Annotated in this window: 17 protein-coding genes; 10 read left to right on the top strand and 7 right to left on the bottom strand. The window is 50.9% G+C overall.

Going from position 1 to position 19,415, the window contains the following annotated elements:
- Positions 1–212: 212 nt before the first annotated feature.
- The 3 genes from I2123_RS12330 to I2123_RS12320 all read left to right on the top strand — a co-directional run bounded on the left by I2123_RS12330 (position 213) and on the right by I2123_RS12320 (position 4,604).
- Positions 213–2,468: an inverse autotransporter beta domain-containing protein gene (locus I2123_RS12330; protein WP_213050568.1), complete on the top strand. Its 2,256-nt coding sequence runs from the start codon at positions 213–215 to the stop codon at positions 2,466–2,468.
- A 57-nt stretch (positions 2,469–2,525) separates the two neighbouring features.
- On the top strand, positions 2,526–3,398 hold the full coding sequence (locus I2123_RS12325; protein WP_213050567.1) for a SinI family autotransporter-associated protein: 873 nt from the start codon (positions 2,526–2,528) through the stop codon (positions 3,396–3,398).
- A gap of 102 nt (positions 3,399–3,500) precedes the next feature.
- On the top strand, positions 3,501–4,604 hold the full coding sequence (locus I2123_RS12320) for an Ig-like domain-containing protein (protein WP_213050566.1): 1,104 nt from the start codon (positions 3,501–3,503) through the stop codon (positions 4,602–4,604).
- Between the two features lie 65 nt (positions 4,605–4,669).
- Here I2123_RS12320 and tyrR read toward each other — a convergent pair whose 3' ends face one another.
- Positions 4,670–6,238 (bottom strand): transcriptional regulator TyrR, encoded by a 1,569-nt coding sequence (gene tyrR / locus I2123_RS12315; RefSeq protein WP_112168041.1) that lies wholly within the window; start codon positions 6,236–6,238, stop codon positions 4,670–4,672.
- A 258-nt stretch (positions 6,239–6,496) separates the two neighbouring features.
- Between tyrR and xthA the strand changes: the two genes are divergently transcribed.
- Entirely contained in the window at positions 6,497–7,306 is an 810-nt protein-coding gene (xthA, locus tag I2123_RS12310) for an exodeoxyribonuclease III (RefSeq protein ID WP_112168042.1), read from the top strand.
- Complete coding sequence (locus tag I2123_RS12305; protein WP_274611808.1) at positions 7,306–7,707, top strand: pyrimidine (deoxy)nucleoside triphosphate diphosphatase; 402 nt, start codon at positions 7,306–7,308, stop codon at positions 7,705–7,707. The genes xthA and I2123_RS12305 overlap by 1 nt, the downstream gene beginning before the upstream one ends.
- A gap of 68 nt (positions 7,708–7,775) precedes the next feature.
- On the opposite strand, the gene I2123_RS12300 is transcribed toward I2123_RS12305, so the two are convergent.
- From I2123_RS12300 to I2123_RS12290, 3 genes are all read right to left on the bottom strand, one after another.
- Positions 7,776–8,087, bottom strand: a complete 312-nt coding sequence (locus I2123_RS12300) for a DUF1496 domain-containing protein (protein WP_112168013.1) — start codon at positions 8,085–8,087, stop codon at positions 7,776–7,778.
- Positions 8,080–10,029 carry a DNA topoisomerase III gene (locus tag I2123_RS12295; protein ID WP_112168014.1) on the bottom strand — a complete coding sequence of 650 codons (1,950 nt, stop codon included), beginning with the start codon at positions 10,027–10,029 and terminating at the stop codon, positions 8,080–8,082. The genes I2123_RS12300 and I2123_RS12295 overlap by 8 nt, the downstream gene beginning before the upstream one ends.
- Positions 10,030–10,267: 238 nt before the next feature.
- A complete protein-coding gene (locus I2123_RS12290; protein ID WP_213050564.1) occupies positions 10,268–10,819 on the bottom strand; it encodes an NAD(P)H nitroreductase in 552 nt (183 codons plus the stop codon).
- A 190-nt stretch (positions 10,820–11,009) separates the two neighbouring features.
- Between I2123_RS12290 and sppA the strand changes: the two genes are divergently transcribed.
- The 3 genes from sppA to pncA all read left to right on the top strand — a co-directional run bounded on the left by sppA (position 11,010) and on the right by pncA (position 14,649).
- Positions 11,010–12,863, top strand: a complete 1,854-nt coding sequence (sppA, locus tag I2123_RS12285) for a signal peptide peptidase SppA (protein ID WP_112168016.1) — start codon at positions 11,010–11,012, stop codon at positions 12,861–12,863.
- A gap of 134 nt (positions 12,864–12,997) precedes the next feature.
- Positions 12,998–14,011: an asparaginase gene (gene ansA / locus I2123_RS12280; protein WP_112168017.1), complete on the top strand. Its 1,014-nt coding sequence runs from the start codon at positions 12,998–13,000 to the stop codon at positions 14,009–14,011.
- A gap of 8 nt (positions 14,012–14,019) precedes the next feature.
- Positions 14,020–14,649, top strand: a complete 630-nt coding sequence (pncA, locus tag I2123_RS12275; protein WP_213050563.1) for a bifunctional nicotinamidase/pyrazinamidase — start codon at positions 14,020–14,022, stop codon at positions 14,647–14,649.
- Between the two features lie 71 nt (positions 14,650–14,720).
- Here the strand turns inward: pncA and I2123_RS12270 are convergent, their stop codons facing one another.
- Entirely contained in the window at positions 14,721–14,993 is a 273-nt protein-coding gene (locus tag I2123_RS12270) for a YeaC family protein (protein ID WP_112168019.1), read from the bottom strand.
- 93 nt (positions 14,994–15,086) lie between these two features.
- On the bottom strand, positions 15,087–15,500 hold the full coding sequence (gene msrB / locus I2123_RS12265; protein ID WP_112168020.1) for a peptide-methionine (R)-S-oxide reductase MsrB: 414 nt from the start codon (positions 15,498–15,500) through the stop codon (positions 15,087–15,089).
- A gap of 349 nt (positions 15,501–15,849) precedes the next feature.
- Between msrB and gapA the strand changes: the two genes are divergently transcribed.
- Both gapA and I2123_RS12255 read left to right on the top strand, forming a co-directional pair.
- Entirely contained in the window at positions 15,850–16,848 is a 999-nt protein-coding gene (gapA, locus tag I2123_RS12260; protein ID WP_213050562.1) for a glyceraldehyde-3-phosphate dehydrogenase, read from the top strand.
- A 182-nt stretch (positions 16,849–17,030) separates the two neighbouring features.
- Complete coding sequence (locus I2123_RS12255) at positions 17,031–17,900, top strand: D-hexose-6-phosphate mutarotase (RefSeq protein WP_213050561.1); 870 nt, start codon at positions 17,031–17,033, stop codon at positions 17,898–17,900.
- Positions 17,901–18,124: 224 nt separating this feature from the next.
- Here the strand turns inward: I2123_RS12255 and I2123_RS12250 are convergent, their stop codons facing one another.
- Positions 18,125–18,874, bottom strand: a complete 750-nt coding sequence (locus I2123_RS12250; protein ID WP_112168023.1) for a MipA/OmpV family protein — start codon at positions 18,872–18,874, stop codon at positions 18,125–18,127.
- Positions 18,875–19,415: the final 541 nt, after the last annotated feature.

The following is a 19,415-nucleotide window of genomic DNA, read 5'->3' as shown; positions in this document are numbered from 1 at the left end:
CTTGTTTATCCATTTTTATAAATATCTTAATAAAGAAGAGCACTATGATTTATTTTTTGAGCTCACGTAACTCTTTATCCTGGCGAAGGGATGCCTGAAATTAATGTTCATAAACGCGCCTCCTGTTCATAGGGGTGTTGTTACTACAGAGAGTCTCACGATACATCCATCGACCATATTTTGAAATTTTAATCTAACGTTGACATTATGATATGAAAACAAATAAATACTTCAAATATGCAAAGATGGTTGTTTGTATTTTATTGAGTTTCTCTGCCTATGCGCATGATGAACTCTCGTTACCTACTTTGGGTGGCGATGATGTTTTATCGGATAAAACAGAAGTGAAATCGCCCTCAACATTAGGTAAAAAAAACGATCAAGGTTTAGAGAATCGGTCTGCACAAGTTCTAATGAATGAAGCTCAGCAAAACTTCCAGAATTTGACGGTTGAAGGTGCAACGAGTCAGCTATACCAATATGGTAAAAGTACAGCGACCAGTGCGGCGCAATCGAAAGTGGAAGAATTGTTGTCACCCTATGGGCATGTAAAAACCAATTTAACCCTTAATGATGGCAGCCTTGATGGTTCATCATTGGATTACTTAATCCCCTGGTATGCGGGTGAAAGCACATTATTATTTAATCAATTCTCCACGCACAGTAAAGATGGCCGAAACATTGCCAATCTGGGTGCAGGGCTGAGATATAATATCAACAAAGATTGGCTGGTGGGTATTAACTCATTCTATGATTACGATATCAGTCGTGGTCATCGTCGCGGAAGTTTGGGGACAGAAGTCTGGACTAACTATTTGAAGTTCAGCGGCAATTATTATATGCCCCTTTCCGGGTGGAAAAAGTCGAAGGATTTTGCGAATTATGAAGAACGTCCGGCAGCAGGTTGGGATATGCGTCTGCAGACCTATCTGCCTTCATATCCGCAATTGGGTTCCTCACTGGTATATGAACAATATTATGGTGATGAGGTTGCACTGTTTGGTACTGATGATTTGCAGGAAGACCCTTCAGCAGTAACGATAGGTGTGGATTACACCCCGGTACCGTTGATCACCATGGGAGTGGGCTATAAAAAAGGCAACACTGACAGCACTGAACTGACTGCTGATATTGCCCTGGATTACCACATCGGTGTGCCGATAGCTAAGCAGTTGGATCCGTCGGCAGTCAGTGCAATGCGTACGCTGGCCGGGAGTCGCATGGACTTCGTTGACCGCAACAATGACATTGTTCTTGAGTACCGCGAAGTCAAAGATTTGGATATTGATACTTATCTCAAGCCGACCGGGACCGCGCAGCCGTGTATTATTTCCGACCAGCCGGATCTTGCCGAAGCTTATGAAGGTTGCCACTGGACATTGAATGCTGATATCAAATCCCACCGCAAAATCACATCAGCACAGTGGGTGCCGATCGGCGGATTCTCAGCAGAATCTACGCTGGGGTTACCGGCGTTATCGCCACAAAATAATATCGGGTCAGGAAAGGATAATCATTGGACACTCACTTTCCCCGCCTGGGTTAATGCTACTACGAGCAATGCAAATCAGTATCAATTAGCCGTAACGATTACCGATGATAAAGGCAACACCAAACAGTCAAATCTCGTGAAAATTAAAGTTGTGGAAGCGCCAGTAAATTATCAATTATTGATTAGCAACTCACCAGATAATGACAAGGCAATTAAACAAACTGCCAACGGTAAGAATTCTGTTGAGCTGGCGGCAACAGGGACTAAAGTTTCAGGCCTGCAAGGTGAAACTACGCCACTGCCTGCGGAAAGTACCAATATGAAATTCCATATTTATTCCGCTTCAGATAAAAACCAGGAGCACGAAGTCACAATTCATAATTCGCAAAGTGAATGTGATAAGACAACTGGCTGTATTTACTATGTTAAATCGCCGAACCAGGGGAATACCTCTATTGCCAGTACGTTACCCGGCATATTTACCGCCATTGCAACGCCGGCAGATGACGATACTAAAAAGACAAATTCTGTGCACATCGATTTTAGCAAAGGAAATAAAGATATTGTAACGGCCATTGTCGACGTACAGAATCCGAATTTGAACTTGACTGAAATCAAGGATAATAAATTACTGCCAGGCCATGAATATCAATTTAGGGCAGCATATGACAGTAATGGAAACGGTAAATGGGACACCTCTGATCGTGAGAATCTTTCGGACGAAAATTCCACGCCTATTGTTTCACTCATAAATTATAAGTGGGTGTTCGAGGGAGTGAACGACCAGGTAGAAAAAGGCGGTTATGCCAACCAAGATACCAATAACCACAACCTGAAAATTCCTGTAGAAAATGCTCAAGCCACGCAAGTATTTGCGTCAGCAGGCAATAGCGGAATTCAGGGATATCAATTAAAAGTCGATTTTGAAGCATCAGAAGCCGGTTTGAAAGTAATGAATGGCTCAGGCAACTCATAAATCTGACAGTCAATGACATGATTCAAATTAACATAAACTTACTGAGTGATAACTGATATGAAAACCTTCAAAAAAACACTTCTCGCCAGCCTGTTATTTGTAGGCTGTTCACATCTCGCGATGGCAGAAATGACAGAGTCCGCCGGGCAATTGATCGGTACGGTTCCGGTATTAAAAGGAACAGGCAGCAGTCCTGCCGACCACAGCGTCTCTTTCTCTAACGACCATAAAAGTGGTTCTACCGAAGCGATGTCGCCAGGCGATAAAATCACCCTTAATTATAATTTCAGTGATTCTGAAGGGGATGTGGATAACAGTAAAACCACCATCAAGTGGTACACCACCAGTGACGGTAAAGGCGGTGATAAAAAAGCCTTAGATAATGATGCCCAAGACAGTTATACCCTGCAGGCATCCGATGCCGGTCGTTACTTGGGAGCAGAGATAACCGAACAAACTTCAACGGGGACACCGGCGAAAGGCCAGGTCATTACCATTGCTGATGTCAGTACCAATGATGCGACCGATGGTATTCCAACCGGTCCGGTAGTCGGCGGTACGGTTGGCGTGATGATCGTCGATTCCGCATCACCTACTGTTAACCTCATTGGTAAGGAAGATAGTCAGTTACTGGTTGGTCATACCTATCAGTTTAAAGCCTGGTATGACGCTAATAACAACAACGTTTGGGACGCTGGCGAAATTGAAGCAACGAATAACTACAGCTACAAATGGGTCTTTGATGGCACCAGTGCCACTACCGGTACAGCGGGCGGTTATGCGGTTACTTCAACGAATAATAAAGATCTGTCTATCCCTGCAACCAATGCTCTGGCGAAAAATGTCTTTGCGGCGGCCGGTGCAGACGGTGTTCAGGGTTACAGTCTGAAAGTTGACTTCACACCACTGCTGAAAAGTGTAAATAAATAAACAGGTGATTCAGTCGTTAATACCCTTTAATCGTAGTTAAAAATAAAAGTTGGGCATTCCGGTGCTCAACTTTCATATCCTCTTCGAAATAAAGGATGGAGCATGATTAAAAAATTAATTAAACACTCTTTCTTCATCCTTTTAATCGCAATGTCTTTGAATACATCTTTTGCAGCGCCATTCACCGGAGGTGCAGATTCCAATCTGACCGGGGCCGCAGGTACGCTTATCGGCACGGTTCCTTCTGTCTCGAATGCTTCGGGGGAAACCGGTAAAATCGATTTTATAAAAAATGATAAACACGATCCCAGCCGCCAGTTATACGTGGGCGATAACGTAACTCTGTCGTGGAATTTAATCGACAGTGAAGGTGATGCCGATGACTCAGTGTCTTCTGTTGTCTGGCGTTGCGATCATCCGCAAAAAGGGCAGCGTATTTTGGCAACCGGTGTGGACAGTTACACCATTACCTCGAAGGATCTGGGTTGTTTTATCGGCATCAGTCTGCAACCCCAAACGTTAACCGGTGACCCACGTGAAAACGATCTTCTGACGATAGACGACATCAGTAGTTACTATCAGGATGACAATATTGTTGATGGCCCTGTTGCTTTTAATCCGCATGCTATCACTATCACCGAATACACCGTGGCTCCCGGCACCACACAAAGTAAGACTGTAGAGGCCGATCTCATTTTGCATACTGGCTGGAATGGCGCCAAATTACAGTTGGAAACTGACAATGTTGCCTCTGAGGTGACCTGGAAAAGCAGTAATGAGGAGATTGCGACCGTTTCATCCAGCGGTCTGGTGACGTTCAAAGCAAAAGGCGCAGTGACTTTCACGGTCAGTAATGGGGAAGCCACTAACAGGATTACGTTCAATCCCGACCTTTTCTATGTTTTCAGTACGGTAGAACGTACCTGGTATGAAGCTTCTGACTGGTGTGCGGAACAAGGATACAGCATGCCAGCAATCGGTCAGCTGTCGGCCGGGGCTAATAAAAGGGAGATACCTTTTGCTGCTTTGTGGCAGGAATGGGGGAATGTTTCGGTAGAAGGAGCCAACGTTGCCGGGTATTTTTTCTGGTCTGGTACTGAATGGTCTCCCGGCTCGCTTCACGCGGATTATATGGATATCTCTGACGGTTACATTACGACAAACGGCAAATCATCCAAAAACGGTGCCGTGTGTCTGGTTCCTTAAGGACGGGCATTCCATGGGGCTTTTATCCCATGGAATGCAAAGATTACAGAACTTGCGTCACGATATCACTCTTCGCTGCTGTCAGATTTTTTGCTGCTTAAGCCATATTCCCGCAATTTATTGGCAATCGCCGTGTGCGAGACGCCCAGACGTTTTGCCAGTTTTCGCGTACTTGGATAAGTCCGGTAAAGACGGGTCAGCACCGAGCGTTCGAAGCGCTTGCTGATGTCGTCGAGCGAACCGTTCAGCGCTTCCTCACCAATCGTCACTTCCGCATCAAAGTCCGGCAACACGATATCCTGCGGGCGCAGTTCGCCGCCTTCAAGCTGCGTAAGCGCGCGATAAATTGCGTTTTTCAGCTGACGGACGTTGCCCGGCCAGCCGTAGTGCGTCAGATAATTTGCCAGTTGCGAAGAGAGTTTCGGGCGCGGCATCCCCTGCTCGTCAGAGAAACGCGCCACAAACAGCTCGGTGAGCGGCATGACGTCAGCCGGCCTGTCGCGCAGCGGCGGCAGCGTCAAACTGAGTACGTTCAGACGGTAGTAAAGGTCTTCACGGAATTCACCGCGCTGAACCAGTTCCACCAGATTCTTCTGCGTGGCGCACATCACGCGTACGTCCACTTTCACCTCATGCTCTTCACCCACGCGGCGGAATGTACCGTCGTTAAGAAAGCGCAGCAGTTTGATCTGCATTCTCGGTGACATTTCACCGATTTCATCAAGCAGCACTGAGCCGCCGTTGGCCTGTTCGAAGAAGCCTTTTTTGCCTTCAACCGCGTTCGGATAGGCACCGGCGGCATAGCCGAACAGCTCGCTTTCTACCACGTCATCCGGCAGTGACGCACAGTTCAGACCGAGGAACGGCTTTTTGCCGCGTGCGCTGCGCAGATGGCAGGCATGCGCCAGCAAATCTTTACCGGTGCCGGTATCGCCGACAATCAGCAATGGCGCATCCAGCATCGCCAGTTTGCGCGCCTGATCCACAACCTGACGCATTTTGCCGCTTACCGCGACAATGTGATTGAATTCGCTGTCATCATTGACAGTCAGATCCTGCAACTGACGCCCCATGCGCGCAGCGGACTTCAGCATGATCACGGCACCCGCCATCACGCCAGTGCGCTCTTCGTCATCCATGTGGATCGGGGTCAGGTCCATCAGGAAATCCTGACTGCGGATCACCACACGTTCGCTGTGCGGCTGTGTGCTTTCATTTTCCAGCCAGCGCGTGACGTTGTAACCGGGGATCAGGTTTGCGGCGTTGTAAGTATGAATTTTGTCTTCATCGAGTTCGAACAGCGCCATCGCCGCCGGGTTGGCCTGCTCGATTTTACCTTTCATATCAATGGAAAACACCGGTTCCGGCATGGACACCAGCAAAGCACGCAGTGCGCGATGCTCACGCTCAGAAGGCATGAACGGCACGGTGCGGACGTCAGTCACGCCGTCGATGCGGCGGATCTCCGCCATCAGGGCGCGAAAAGTATCGAAATCCAGTTGGGAAAAGTTCAGGTAAATACGGCCAATCGAGGCAATCTCGATGCCGCGCAAATCAATACTGCGTAAAACCAGTAAATCGAGGAGTTCACGGGTAAGACCCAGGCGGTCTTCGCAAAAAACTTCCAGACGCATCAGTGTTGACCTTTTTCTGCCGGTGCGGAAATCGCTGAGTGGCATAATACTCTTTCGTGTACAGCGTAAGAAGAGACTGTCACGAAAAGTTGACAAAATAATTGTACAACTCAATCCGGATTGTCACAAAGTTTGGGCATGTTTTTTGCCGGAAAAACTCGGTTTGCTGCCTTTTTCAGCAACGCACCGGTTTTCGCCATCCGCGCCTTTATCTGCTACTATCGCCCTTCTGATTTCATCGCCAAATGGTTCCCGACTATGAAGTTTGTCTCCTTTAATATCAACGGATTGCGCGCCCGCCCGCATCAACTCGCGGCAATTATCGAACAGCACCAGCCTGACGTCATTGGTTTACAGGAAACCAAAGTTCATGACGACATGTTCCCGCTGGAAGATGTAAGCCAGTACGGCTACCACGTCTTCTACCACGGCCAGAAAGGCCATTACGGCGTTGCCATGCTGACGAAGCAGGAACCGGTCGCTGTACGCCGTGGTTTCCCTGGCGATGACGAAGAGTCTCAGCGCCGCATCATCATGGCCGATATCGAAACGCCGCAGGGCATTCTGACCGTCATCAACGGCTACTTCCCGCAGGGCGAAAGCCGCGACCATCCGACCAAATTCCCGGCTAAAGAGAAGTTCTACCGTGATTTGCAGGATTATCTGAACACCAGCCTGTCGGTGAATAATCCGGTTGTTGTTATGGGCGACGTAAATATCAGCCCGACCGATCTCGACATCGGTATTGGTGAAGATAGCCGCAAACGCTGGCTGCGCACCGGCAAATGCTCCTTCCTGCCGGAAGAGCGTGAGTGGATGGAACGCCTGAAAGGCTGGGGATTGATTGACACTTTCCGCGCTGCAAATCCGGACACCGCGGATAAATATTCATGGTTCGACTACCGCTCACGCGGTTTTGACGAAAACCGTGGTCTGCGTATCGATCTGATCATGGCAAGCACGCCGCTGGCGTCACGCTGTATTGAAACCGGTATTGATTACGATATCCGTGGTATGGAAAAACCGTCTGACCACGCGCCAATCTGGGCGACGTTTGACCTGAAATAATGCCAGTGAAAACGATCGACGTGGTGGCCGCACTGATTGAGCGCAACGGCGAACTGCTGCTCGCACGCCGTGATGCCTCAAGCGATCAGGCCGGTTTGTGGGAGTTCCCCGGCGGGAAAGTCGAAGCCGGTGAAAGCCAGCAGGCCGCACTGGTGCGGGAGTTGCAGGAAGAGATGGGGATTACGGCGACGGTAGAAGAGTTCGTCGCGACCAGCCAACTGCAACAACCTCAGCGTCTGATCCGTCTGCACGGGTGGCGCGTAAGCAGCTTCAGCGGCGTGATTAGGTTACAGTGTCACTCTGAAATCCGCTGGGTATCACCTGCTGACGTGATGTCATTTGAACTGGCACCGGCAGATATTCCGCTCATCGACCAATATCTGAAACGATTTTCCGGCTGACGGATAAATCGAATAAAAAAGGCGCGGACTGATTTCAGTACCGCGCCTTTTTTGTCTGTGTACAGGGCTTACTTCTTCAGCACTTCCCACTTCAGTTCGTTGGTGCCGACCACGTTGGGATCGCGCACGCATTGCAGTACTACGCTGTCGGCGGTAACGACCGCGCCCTCGCTGTAGCTCTGGTTATTATAAACGCAGCAGTTGTGGCAGGTCGGCGCCGCGTTGTTGTTATTGTTACCACTGTTTTCCCAGATTTGCGGCGGCAGCGGCACGACAACGTCTGCACCGTTATTAAAACCGGTGCGGTTTGCCATTGCCGGTGTCGTCAGTAAAGCAGAGCCGGTCAGTAAAACCATCAGCACTTTTTTGAGATTATTCATCACTGTTTGCTTCCTTTCCTTTGGTGCTCGCTTTGCGGCGTTTAGGGGCGCTTTTGCCTTTCGCCGCAGCGCCCGCCGGTTTGGAAGGCAGGCTGCGAAATGCTGAAGACACCCGATTCGTTTTGGCCTGCATAATGAGATTCTGCAACGTCGCGACCAGCGGTTGCATGAAATCTTGATAACGGCAGTTCTTTTCGCTGATACGCGTCAGGGTCGATTCCCAGTCGGCGGTCATGTCAGGACGCCCGGCGATGTCCGGCAACGAGTGAATAAGCGCCCGGCCTGTATCACTGGAATGTATGTAGCGTCCTTTCTTGTACAAAAACTCCCGACGAAACAGCAGCTCGATAATCCCGGCGCGTGTTGCTTCCGTGCCCAGCCCGTCGGTGGCGCGCAGTATTTTCTTCAGCGCTTTATCCTGCACAAATCGCGCAATCCCGGTCATGGCGGAAAGCAGTGTCGCATCGGTGAAAGGCCGCGGGGGCTGCGTCTGACGCTCCACCACTTCACCGCGCTCACAGAGTAATTCATCGCCCTTCGCCACCACCGGCAGCGGCGTGCCTTCATTCTCTTCATCCCGCTCTTTGCTGCCCAGCAGCGTCCGCCAGCCCGCCTCGGCCAGAAAACGCGCCTTGGCGATAAACTTGCCCCCGGCGATATCCAGATCGATAACACATTTGCGGTAAACCGCGTCCGGGCAGAACTGCATCAGATACTGACGTGCCACCAGGCCATAAATCTTTTGTTCATTATCGGTCAGATTCACTTTGCTGCTGCGTGCAGTCGGAATGATCGCGTGGTGGGCATCGACCTTCTTATCGTCCCAGCAGCGGTTACGAATATCCGTGTCCATCGCCGCCTGCGGCATCAGATCAGGCTGATGAACGCCGATGGCGTTGAGCACTGCATGACGCCCCGCAAAGTGCTCCTCAGGAAGGTATCGGCTGTCGGAGCGCGGATACGTAATCAATTTGTGCGTTTCGTACAATTTCTGGCAAATATCCAGAATCTGCTGCGCACTCAGACCGAACGCTTTCGAGCCTTCGATCTGTAAGGTGGAGAGTGAAAACGGCAGCGGCGCGATGTCATTTTCACGTTTGTCATTATAGCCGGTGACGATCGCCGGCTGGCCGCCGATCCGCGCCACCACGTGATCGGCCAGCGGACGGTGCAGTAAACGCCCTTCTTCGTCCTGATAAGGTTCGCAGGATTCGCTCGGCTGCCACAGCGCCACAAAACGCTCGTCGGCGGGCGTCACGATGTGCGCCTTCACTTCGAAGAAATCTTTAGGCACGAAGTTTTCGATATCTTCATCACGGCGCACCACCAGCCCGAGCACCGGCGTCTGCACGCGGCCAACGGAAAGCACCCCGTTGTAACCGGCATTGCGGCCAAGAATTGTGTAAGCGCGGGTCATATTGATGCCGTACAGCCAGTCGGCGCGGGCGCGGGCCAGCGCCGATACACACAGCGGAATGAAATCGCGGTTATCACGCAGACGGTCGATCGCCCGTTCCACCGCCTGCGGGTTGAGATCGTTAATCAGACAACGTTGGGTGGCGTGGCGTTTTTCCGGCGTAAGCTCCAGATAATCCAGCACTTCATCCACCAGCAACTGCCCTTCGCGATCCGGGTCACCGGCGTGAACTACCTGCGAGGCTTCCTGTAATAAGCGTTTGATGACGTTGAGCTGTTTGGCGACAGAGGAACGCGGCTGAAGCTGCCATTTTTCAGGAATGATCGGCAGATCGGCCAGCGACCAGCGCGCATAGCGGCTGTCGTAGGCGTCCGGCTGAGCCTGTTCGAGTAAGTGGCCGACGCACCAGGTGACCACCTGATCGTTACCACAGGCAATGTAACCGTCGCCGCGACGGTGAGGTTTAGGCAGAACGTCCGCAATCGCGCGGGCAAGGCTGGGTTTTTCGGCAATGAACAGGCGCATTAAACGGCACCCGTCAGCGGCGCAGCGCCGGTCAGTGTGATCGCCACTCCCATTTTCATCGTCCCATCCTTCATTAACTACGTCCTCATCATAAAGATGGTGGCTATGTTAGCCGCTGGCGGCAGAATTAGTAAGACGAAGAGAGACATCTGAGAACGCGGTCGCTCATTAAGCCAGCAAAAAACCGGTTTAATCAGAAAACGCTGAGTCAAACCGGCAATTGCCAGAGCTTGTGCTTTTAGAAATGTGACACGAATGGCGTGCTGTCGACCGGAATAATTTGCAGACTCGCTTTCAGCTGAGGCGTACCGAGATACAGGAAACCGACGATTTTATCGTTCTCGCCGCATTTGAATGCGCGGCGAACGTCCGGGTGATCGGTCCACGCACCGCTGCGCCAGATTCCGTTGAATCCCTGCGCCAGCGCGGCCATTTGCATCGCCTGCACGGCACAACCGGCGGACAGCAACTGTTCCCACTGCGGGACTTTCGCGCTCTCTTTGCAGGCGGCAATCACTGTGATAATTTGCGGCGCGCGAAGCGGTGCCTGCGTGGCTTTCTCGATGGCCTTTTCGTCGGCGCCGTGTTTGATGGCAGCAGCGCGCAACAGCTCGCTAAACCGTACCAGACCGTCGTTTTCTGCAATCACAAAACGCCACGGCTGTAAGGCCCCGTGATCCGGCGCGCGTAGCCCGGCATTAATAATATTTTGCAACGCCTGGCCGGACGGCGCAGGCGCTGCCAGACGGGAAGCAGAACGGCGGTTAAGTAATAAATCTAAAGCATCCATTGAAATCTCCTGAGCAGAACTGAGAATAATTGCTATTAACCTTACGTTAACATAGGCTCCCCGCCATTTTCCAACTGCCTTTGGGCTTTCGGAGAATGACGCACCGCCAAATTCTGAAATGATTTAAAGCTGACTTTTTTCCGGCGGGTCATTAGGATAGCGATACTTTTCCCGTCTTGTTGGAGAGACCATGCGCACATTGTGGCGAATTATCGCCGGTTTTTTTAAGTGGACCTGGCGTCTTCTTAATTTCGTCCGAGAATTTATTCTCAACGTATTTCTTATAGTGATCATTTTGGCCGGTGTTGGCATCTGGTACGCCGTGCAGGATAAACCTGTTGATGCTACCAAAGGCGCGTTGCTGGTTGACCTCAGCGGTTCCGTGGTCGATAAGCCTTCGGTCAATAATAAAGTGCGCCAGTGGGGGCGCGAACTGCTGGGCACCTCGAGCAGCCGTTTGCAGGAAAACGCCCTATTTGATCTGGTCGATACCATTCGTGCCGCTAAAGATGACAAAAACATCACCGGTATGGTGTTGCAACTGACTGATTTCACCGGCACCGATCAGGCGTCGATGCAATACATTGGCAAGGCGCTGCGTGAATTCCGTGATGCGGGCAAACCGATTTACGCTATTGATGACAGCTACAACCAGTCGCAATACTACCTGGCCAGCTACGCCAACAAGATCTACCTCTCGCCGCAGGGCGCAGTCGATCTGCACGGTTTTGCCACCAATAATCTTTACTACAAAACGTTGCTGGATAAGCTGAAAGTCACCACCAATATCTTCCGCGTCGGGACGTACAAATCCGCCGTGGAGCCGTTGATTCGTGACGATATGTCCCCGGCGGCCCGTGAAGCAGACAGCCGCTGGGTCGGCGGATTGTGGACCAATTATCTGAACACCGTTTCCGCCAACCGTCAGATCACGCCAGAGCAACTGTTCCCTGGTGCAGCAGGCGTTCTGGCCGGTATGCAGGCCACCGGCGGCGATATGGCGCAGTACGCGCTGAAAGCCAAACTGGTGGATTCGCTGGCGTCCCGTACCGAAGCGGAAAACGATATGGTGAAAGCGTTTGGCTGGAATAAAACCACCAAAGACTTCAACTACACCAGCATCTACGATTATTCGCCAAAACCAAAACCGGACAATAACGATCCGCAAATCGCGGTGATCTTCGCGACCGGCGCGATCAACGACGGTGAAGAGCAACCGGGCGCGGTGGGCGGCGATACCACCGCACAGCAAATTCGCGAAGCCCGTCTGGATCCGAAAGTGAAAGCGATTGTGTTCCGTGTTAACAGCCCTGGCGGCAGCGTCAGTGCCTCCGAGGTGATCCGCTCTGAACTTGCCGCTGCGAAAGCCGCCGGTAAACCGGTAGTGGTTTCGATGGGTGGCATGGCGGCTTCAGGCGGTTACTGGATTTCCACACCAGCCAACTACATCATCGCCAGCCCGAGCACACTGACCGGTTCCATCGGTATCTTTGGGGTGATCAACACGTACCAGAACACGCTGGATTACGCTGGTGTGCATACTGATGGCGTGGCGACCTCCCCGCTGGCGGATATCGCGTCGACCAAAGCGTTGCCGCCGGAGTTCTCGCAGATGATGCAGCTGAACATCGAGAACGGGTATAAAACTTTCCTCGGTTTGGTAGCAGATTCGCGCCACAAAACGCCTGAGCAGATAGACCAGATCGCACAGGGTCATGTCTGGATTGGTTCAGACGCCAAAGCCAACGGACTGGTGGATGAGCTGGGTGATTTCGATGACGCAGTGAAGAAAGCCGCTGAGCTGGCGAAACTGCCAAAATGGCAACTGAACTGGTACGTCAGCGAACCAAGCCTGAGCGATTTGGTGTTCTCGCAGGTGAGCGCCTCCGTTCACGCCATGCTGCCTGCCGTGGTTCAGGCTTATCTGCCTGCGCCGGTAAGCAAAATGGCGATGGAACTGAAATCTCAGGCTGATCTGTTCAATAACATGAACGATCCGCAAAACCGTTATGCGCTTTGTCTGACCTGCGGTGATGTGAAATAACGTTCATTTAAACCGCTAACAGCCAGCCCGGAGCCTCTCAGAGAGCCTCCGGGCTTTTTTATGGTGGGACACAGGCGGCGAAATCTTTATACTCAGCGCAGTTGCTTTCATCTTTCTGAATAAGAACATCTTCGATGACTAAAAAATCTATTTACGTCGCCTACACCGGCGGCACCATCGGTATGCAGCGCTCCGAACAGGGTTACATTCCGGTTTCCGGGCACCTGCAGCGCCAGCTGGCGCTGATGCCTGAATTCCATCGCCCGGAAATGCCTGAATTCACCATTCAGGAATACGCACCGCTGATGGATTCTTCCGACATGACGCCGGAAGACTGGCAGCATATTGCCGACGATATTCAGGCGCATTACGAAGATTACGACGGTTTCGTCATCCTGCACGGCACCGACACTATGGCGTTTACCGCATCCGCGCTGTCGTTCATGCTGGAAAATCTGAGCAAGCCGGTAATTGTGACAGGGTCACAAATTCCCCTTGAGGCGTTGCGTTCCGACGGTCAAATTAACCTGCTCAATTCGCTGTACATCGCGGCTAACCATCCGGTCAACGAAGTCACCCTGTTCTTCAACAATCGGCTTTATCGCGGCAACCGCAGCACCAAAGCGCACGCCGACGGTTTCGACGCGTTCGCCTCGCCGAATCTGACGCCGCTGCTGGAAGCCGGGATCCACATCCGCCGCCTGTCCACGCCATCGCTGCCGGTCGATCCTGCCGCCAGACTCATCGTGCATAACATCACTCCACAGCCGATTGGCGTGGTAACGATTTATCCGGGGATTTCCGCCGAAGTGGTACAGAACTTCCTGATGCAGCCGGTGAAAGCGCTGATCCTGCGCTCTTATGGCGTCGGCAATGCTCCGCAAAAAGGGGATTTGCTGAAAGTGCTGAAAGACGCGTCTGAGCGTGGCATTGTGGTGGTAAACCTGACGCAATGTATTTCAGGGCGCGTGAACATGGGCGGATACGCCACCGGCAACGCGCTGGCGCATTCGGGCGTGATCAGCGGGTTTGATATGACCGTCGAGGCGGCGCTGACGAAGCTGCATTATCTGCTCAGCCAGTCGCATACGCCGGAAGAAATCCGCGAACTGATGCAGCAAAACCTGCGCGGCGAGCTCACCGAATAAGGGTCAATATGAAATCTGCATTGTTGCTGGTCGATCTGCAAAATGATTTTTGTCAGGGCGGCGCGTTAGCCGTCGCTGAGGGTGACGCCACGATTACGATCGCCAACCAAATGATGGCGTGGTGTAAGAAAAAGGATGTCGCCGTTGTGGCGTCACAGGACTGGCACCCCGCCAAACATCGCAGCTTTGCGGCGAATTCCCATACCGAAGCCTGGACAGTCGGCGAGCTGAACGGTCTGCCGCAGGTTTGGTGGCCGGTGCATTGTGTGCAGAATGAACCCGGCGCTGAGTTTCATCCGGCGCTGGAAATAAAGCGTCTGGATTTCGTCGTGCAAAAAGGCACGAATATGGACATCGACAGCTACAGCGCGTTTTATGACAACGGGCATCTTGCCGCCACCATGCTCAATGACTGGTTGAAAGCAGCAAAGATTTCCCATCTTTATGTCATGGGTCTCGCTACGGATTACTGCGTGAAATTCACCGTGCTCGACGCCCTGGCGCAGGGATATAAAGTCACCCTGCTCACCGACGGCTGCCGTGGCGTGAACCTGGAACCGCAGGACAGTGATGAAGCCATTAAGGCGATGCAACTGGCGGGCGCGAAAGTGAGTACCTCAGCGGCGGTGTTGGGGTAAATCATCCTGATTTTTGATATTAAAAAAAGGCGCTATTGAGCGCCTTTTTCATAAGCAAGGAAAAGCTAAAATCACTCCGGTCTTAGCCGGATCACTGTCTCTTGCGCAAACTGCTGCTTCAGTTCCTGCTTACTTTTGGTGACGATTTGTCCGTCGGTGCCGATACTCATATGTTGAGCATCGACGTTATGGCGCGACTGATAGAGCATCACCGCCTGCAGGCTATGATCTTTTTGTTCCGGGGTCAGTGCGACGCCATCGGGCCATTTCCCCAGTTCTACCGCCAGTGCCAGACGCGCATAGATTTCCGGCGTCATCACGTCAATGAGTTGGTTAATTTCCATCTTCTACCCCTTGCTTGCAGCAATTATTCAAGATGTTTTGAATAATTGCTGAATCGATTTTGTCGGTAAAATTACGCATTATGACCGTAGCATTTAACCTGACGTTTTATTGCCATTTTCGCCATCGATAAAACTCATCGATGCGGAATTCACGCAGTAACGCTCGCCGGTCGGCTGAGGGCCATCAGGAAAAACGTGCCCCAGATGCGCTTCGCAATTTGAACAACGTATTTCTACGCGCTCCATGCCATGGGTGTTATCCGTCAAATATTTAATCGCATCATGATGCACTGGCTGGTAAAAGCTGGGCCAGCCGCATCCGGAATCGTATTTGGTATCTGAATAAAACAACGGTGCGTTACAGACCAGGCAGTGGTAAATGCCGTCGCGTCTGTTATGCAACAGTTTGCCAGTGTACGGAGGTTCAGTACCGTGTTCCTGGGTCACATAATGTTGAATTTCAGTAAGTTGTTCGAGTGAGGAAGACAATTTAGGTTCATTGCTCATAATTTTCGTTCTCTGACGAATAGAAAAATCAACTAAAATAACAGTTTATAATAACAAAAAATTAACAACGGATCTGCCTGTTTTGTCCTAAACTGTAGGGCATCAGCGTTAGCCAGCTCCAACTTGTGATGGCGATCACACTCCTAATGTTTCAACCCTTTAAATTCTATTTATCGCCCCCATCTGGTTGTGAGCCGATTTAAAAAACGGAACGTGCAATTTGCGAGCAAAAGTAGGTCCTCGCTTTGACTTACAGCAATAATTGACACGATTCCGCTTGACGCTCAGCAAGGTTTTTGTAATTTTACAACCAACCTTTTATTCACTAAAAAAATAGCTGGTGGAATATATGACTATCAAAGTAGGTATCAACGGTTTTGGCCGTATCGGTCGCATTGTTTTCCGTGCTGCTCAGGAACGTTCTGACATCGAGATCGTAGCAATCAACGATCTGTTAGACGCAGAATACATGGCATACATGTTGAAGTACGACTCAACTCATGGTCGTTTCAACGGTACCGTAGAAGTGAAAGACGGTCACCTGGTTGTTAACGGCAAAACCATCCGTGTTACCGCTGAGCGTGATCCAGCTAACCTGAAATGGAATGAAGTTAACGTTGATGTTGTTGCTGAAGCAACTGGCCTGTTCCTGGACGACGCGACTGCACGTAAGCACATCACTGCTGGCGCTAAGAAAGTTGTTCTGACTGGTCCATCTAAAGATGACACCCCTATGTTCGTTATGGGCGTGAACCATAAAGAATACGCTGGCCAGGAAATCGTTTCTAACGCTTCTTGCACCACTAACTGCCTGGCACCACTGGCAAAAGTTATCAACGACAACTTCGGTATCGTTGAAGCGCTGATGACCACTGTTCATGCGACCACCGCTACTCAGAAAACTGTCGATGGCCCGTCTCACAAAGACTGGCGCGGCGGCCGCGGCGCATCTCAGAACATCATCCCTTCTTCTACCGGTGCTGCTAAAGCAGTTGGTAAAGTAATCCCAGCTCTGAACGGTAAACTGACTGGTATGGCGTTCCGCGTTCCTACCCCTAACGTTTCCGTTGTTGACCTGACTGCACGTCTGGAAAAACCAGCAAGCTACAAAGAAATCTGCGCAGCAATCAAAGCAGCTTCTGAAGAAGGCGACCTGAAAGGCGTTCTGGGTTACACCGAAGAAGACGTCGTATCTACCGACTTCAACGGCGAAAAACTGACTTCCGTATTTGATGCGAAAGCAGGTATCGCTCTGAACGACCACTTTGTGAAACTGGTTTCCTGGTACGACAACGAAACTGGCTACTCAAACAAAGTATTGGATCTGATTTCTCACATTTCCAAGTAATTGGCAATGTTGATGAACTGATTAAAGGGCGACGCGAGTCGCCCTTTTGCTTTCTGTCGGATGCACTTTTCTATCAGGCACATGAGTGCGATCAATCTTAAAGCTTTGGTTCATCTGTAGTCTTGGTTCTTATCATCGTAATTATTTATCTACCCGATATAAAATCAACAGGACACCAGATAATGATCGAGCAACTCCTCTCCCTACCCGTTGTAAACCAAATCTCTACCACCATCAGCCAGCGTCAAAAAGATGAACTTCCGGTTATTGTGGTTTCCCACCCGAAAGTCCGTGCAGCCGTTGCCTTACAGGGCGCGCATCTGCTGGCATGGCAACCGGAAGGCCAAGAACCTGTTTTGTGGATGAGCAGCGCCAGCGCGTTCAAAGAAGGCGTGGCAATCCGTGGCGGTATCCCAATTTGCTGGCCGTGGTTTGGTCCTGCCGGTAAACCTTCGCATGGTTTTGCACGTAACATGCCGTGGGAACTGACCGATCACAAAGAAAACGATCAGGGCGTGGTATTAACGCTGACGCTGAAAAGCTCAGAAGAAACACTGGCACTCTGGCCGCATGATTTCACGCTGACCGCACGCTTTACACTGGGTGAAACCTGCCATATTGAGCTGGAATCCACCGGTGACTTCGAGGCGAACAGCGCCCTGCACACTTATTTCAAAATCGGCGATATCGCAGATGTCAGCATCAAAGGCCTGGGCGGCAGCTTCATCGATAAAGTGGATGGCGCAAAAACCAAGCAGGAAACCGGGGATCTGACGTTCTCCGGCCAGACTGACCGCATTTACACCCAGCCGCAGGCGACCAGCGAAATCATCGATCCGGTTCTGAAACGTACGCTGGTGATAGTTCATGAGAATAACGCAGACGTAGTGGCGTGGAATCCTGGCGCGCAACTGTCTGTCAGCATGGCGGATATGCCGGATGACGGCTATAAGACCATGGTCTGTGTAGAAACCGCACAAGTCTCCCATACGCATACTTCAACGCATGCTGCGCCTGCACGCCTCGCGGTGACGTTCTCACTGCGTAAGTAATACATCGCGTAGGCATACTTAGTTTGCTTCATGCAGACATGACAAAGGGGCCTGATGGCCCCTTTTCTTATCTTTGCGACGGTAAATGTAACCGGATCGACCCATCAAGGTGCGTCAAAGCGCGTTGCCCCTTCCCGTCCATATCTCATTGCCCTGCAGATGTGCAAATGGGGCGAAGCGCCCCATTAATGTGCATTTTACGCACCCACTCTGTGCCTGTCGGATTAGAACGTGTAAGTCACGCCCGTCCAGACTACGGCGGAATAAGATTTATCCACCATCGGGCTATCTTTCACTTCATCCGCTAAACGAATGTAACGGCCAGTGAAGAATGCCTGCCATTCCTTTGTGAAGTTATAACGCGCAGAAAGTTCCGCGTACGGGCTGAAGCTGTCATCAGCGGTATAGCTACTCAGGCCGCTGCGGCGAGATTCGCCTTTGCTGACGCCGTAGTAGTAATCGTTTTGATTGCTGCTGCTCCACATCACACCAAAGCCCGGCACCAGTGCCCAGTTATCTTCACGGATCGGATACAGATAAGCCGCATCTGCGACCAGACCGTTACTGTTGTTCAGCACATCACCGTTGAAGGTCGCGCGCAGCGTACCCCAGTCTTCAATATGCGAGTACGCCAGACCACCCATCAGGGTGCCACGACGTTTGTTCAGTTGTTTCATCTGATGGTCATCAGAATCATCGGGATCGTAACCGAATGGAATATAGGACGCCGTCGCGCTAAATTTGTTGTGGTCATCCTTCCACAGGTAGTAACCCGCAGTCAGCGATTTGAAGTAGAAATCATCGCTCTCGTAAGAGATAACCGGCACCGGATAAACTTTGTTGTCATAACCACGGTACGGGTTGACGTCGCCCAGCGCGGATGCGCCAAGTGACCATGTCCCTGCCACAGCCGCATGACTGAAAAGCACTGCCGCGCCCACGATGGACAGTGTTTTAAGGTTTGGAGTTTTCATTGTCTTAATTCCATTAAGTAAAAAATCTTGGCTAGTGTAAATGAAGAGTAAACGTTGCGCTTAGCATTTACAGTTTTTCGGATTCCTTTACACAGGCATCGTCGGTAAAACCGGTGCGATCGCATAATTTATCTGCAAAATATGAAATAAAAATGACTAAAGAAAACACTTTCTGGCCGGAGGGCACGTCCTGTAAGGCTTTTCCGACCGTTTGTGAGAAGTGAGTCATTGATATGACTTAAAAAACGCCAGAAGCAGAGAGGAAATTTTTGTAATGCCAAACTACGCTTATAAATAGATGAAAGACTTAGCCTGAACCGGTTGCCCGCTCCACCGATTTAAGACAGTTTTTAGTCAGTCGCAACTGTCGGTATCCAAGGGGTTCTGCAAGTTGGCATAAGGGTTGCTGTATTCAGGTGGGATCTTTCTTCCGGGAGCGCCGAATGAAATGCTCTCAATTACCTGTGCTTTACCCAAGTCATGTGGTCGCCGCTTAACTCGCTACGGCTCAGGTACGAAGGGTAAAATAACGAAGGACGGG

Source organism: Rahnella inusitata (genome assembly GCF_018288855.1).
Lineage (GTDB): Bacteria > Pseudomonadota > Gammaproteobacteria > Enterobacterales > Enterobacteriaceae > Rahnella > Rahnella inusitata.
Note: the sequence above shows the minus strand (reverse complement) of the source record. Positions and strands in the feature narration are given on the sequence as shown.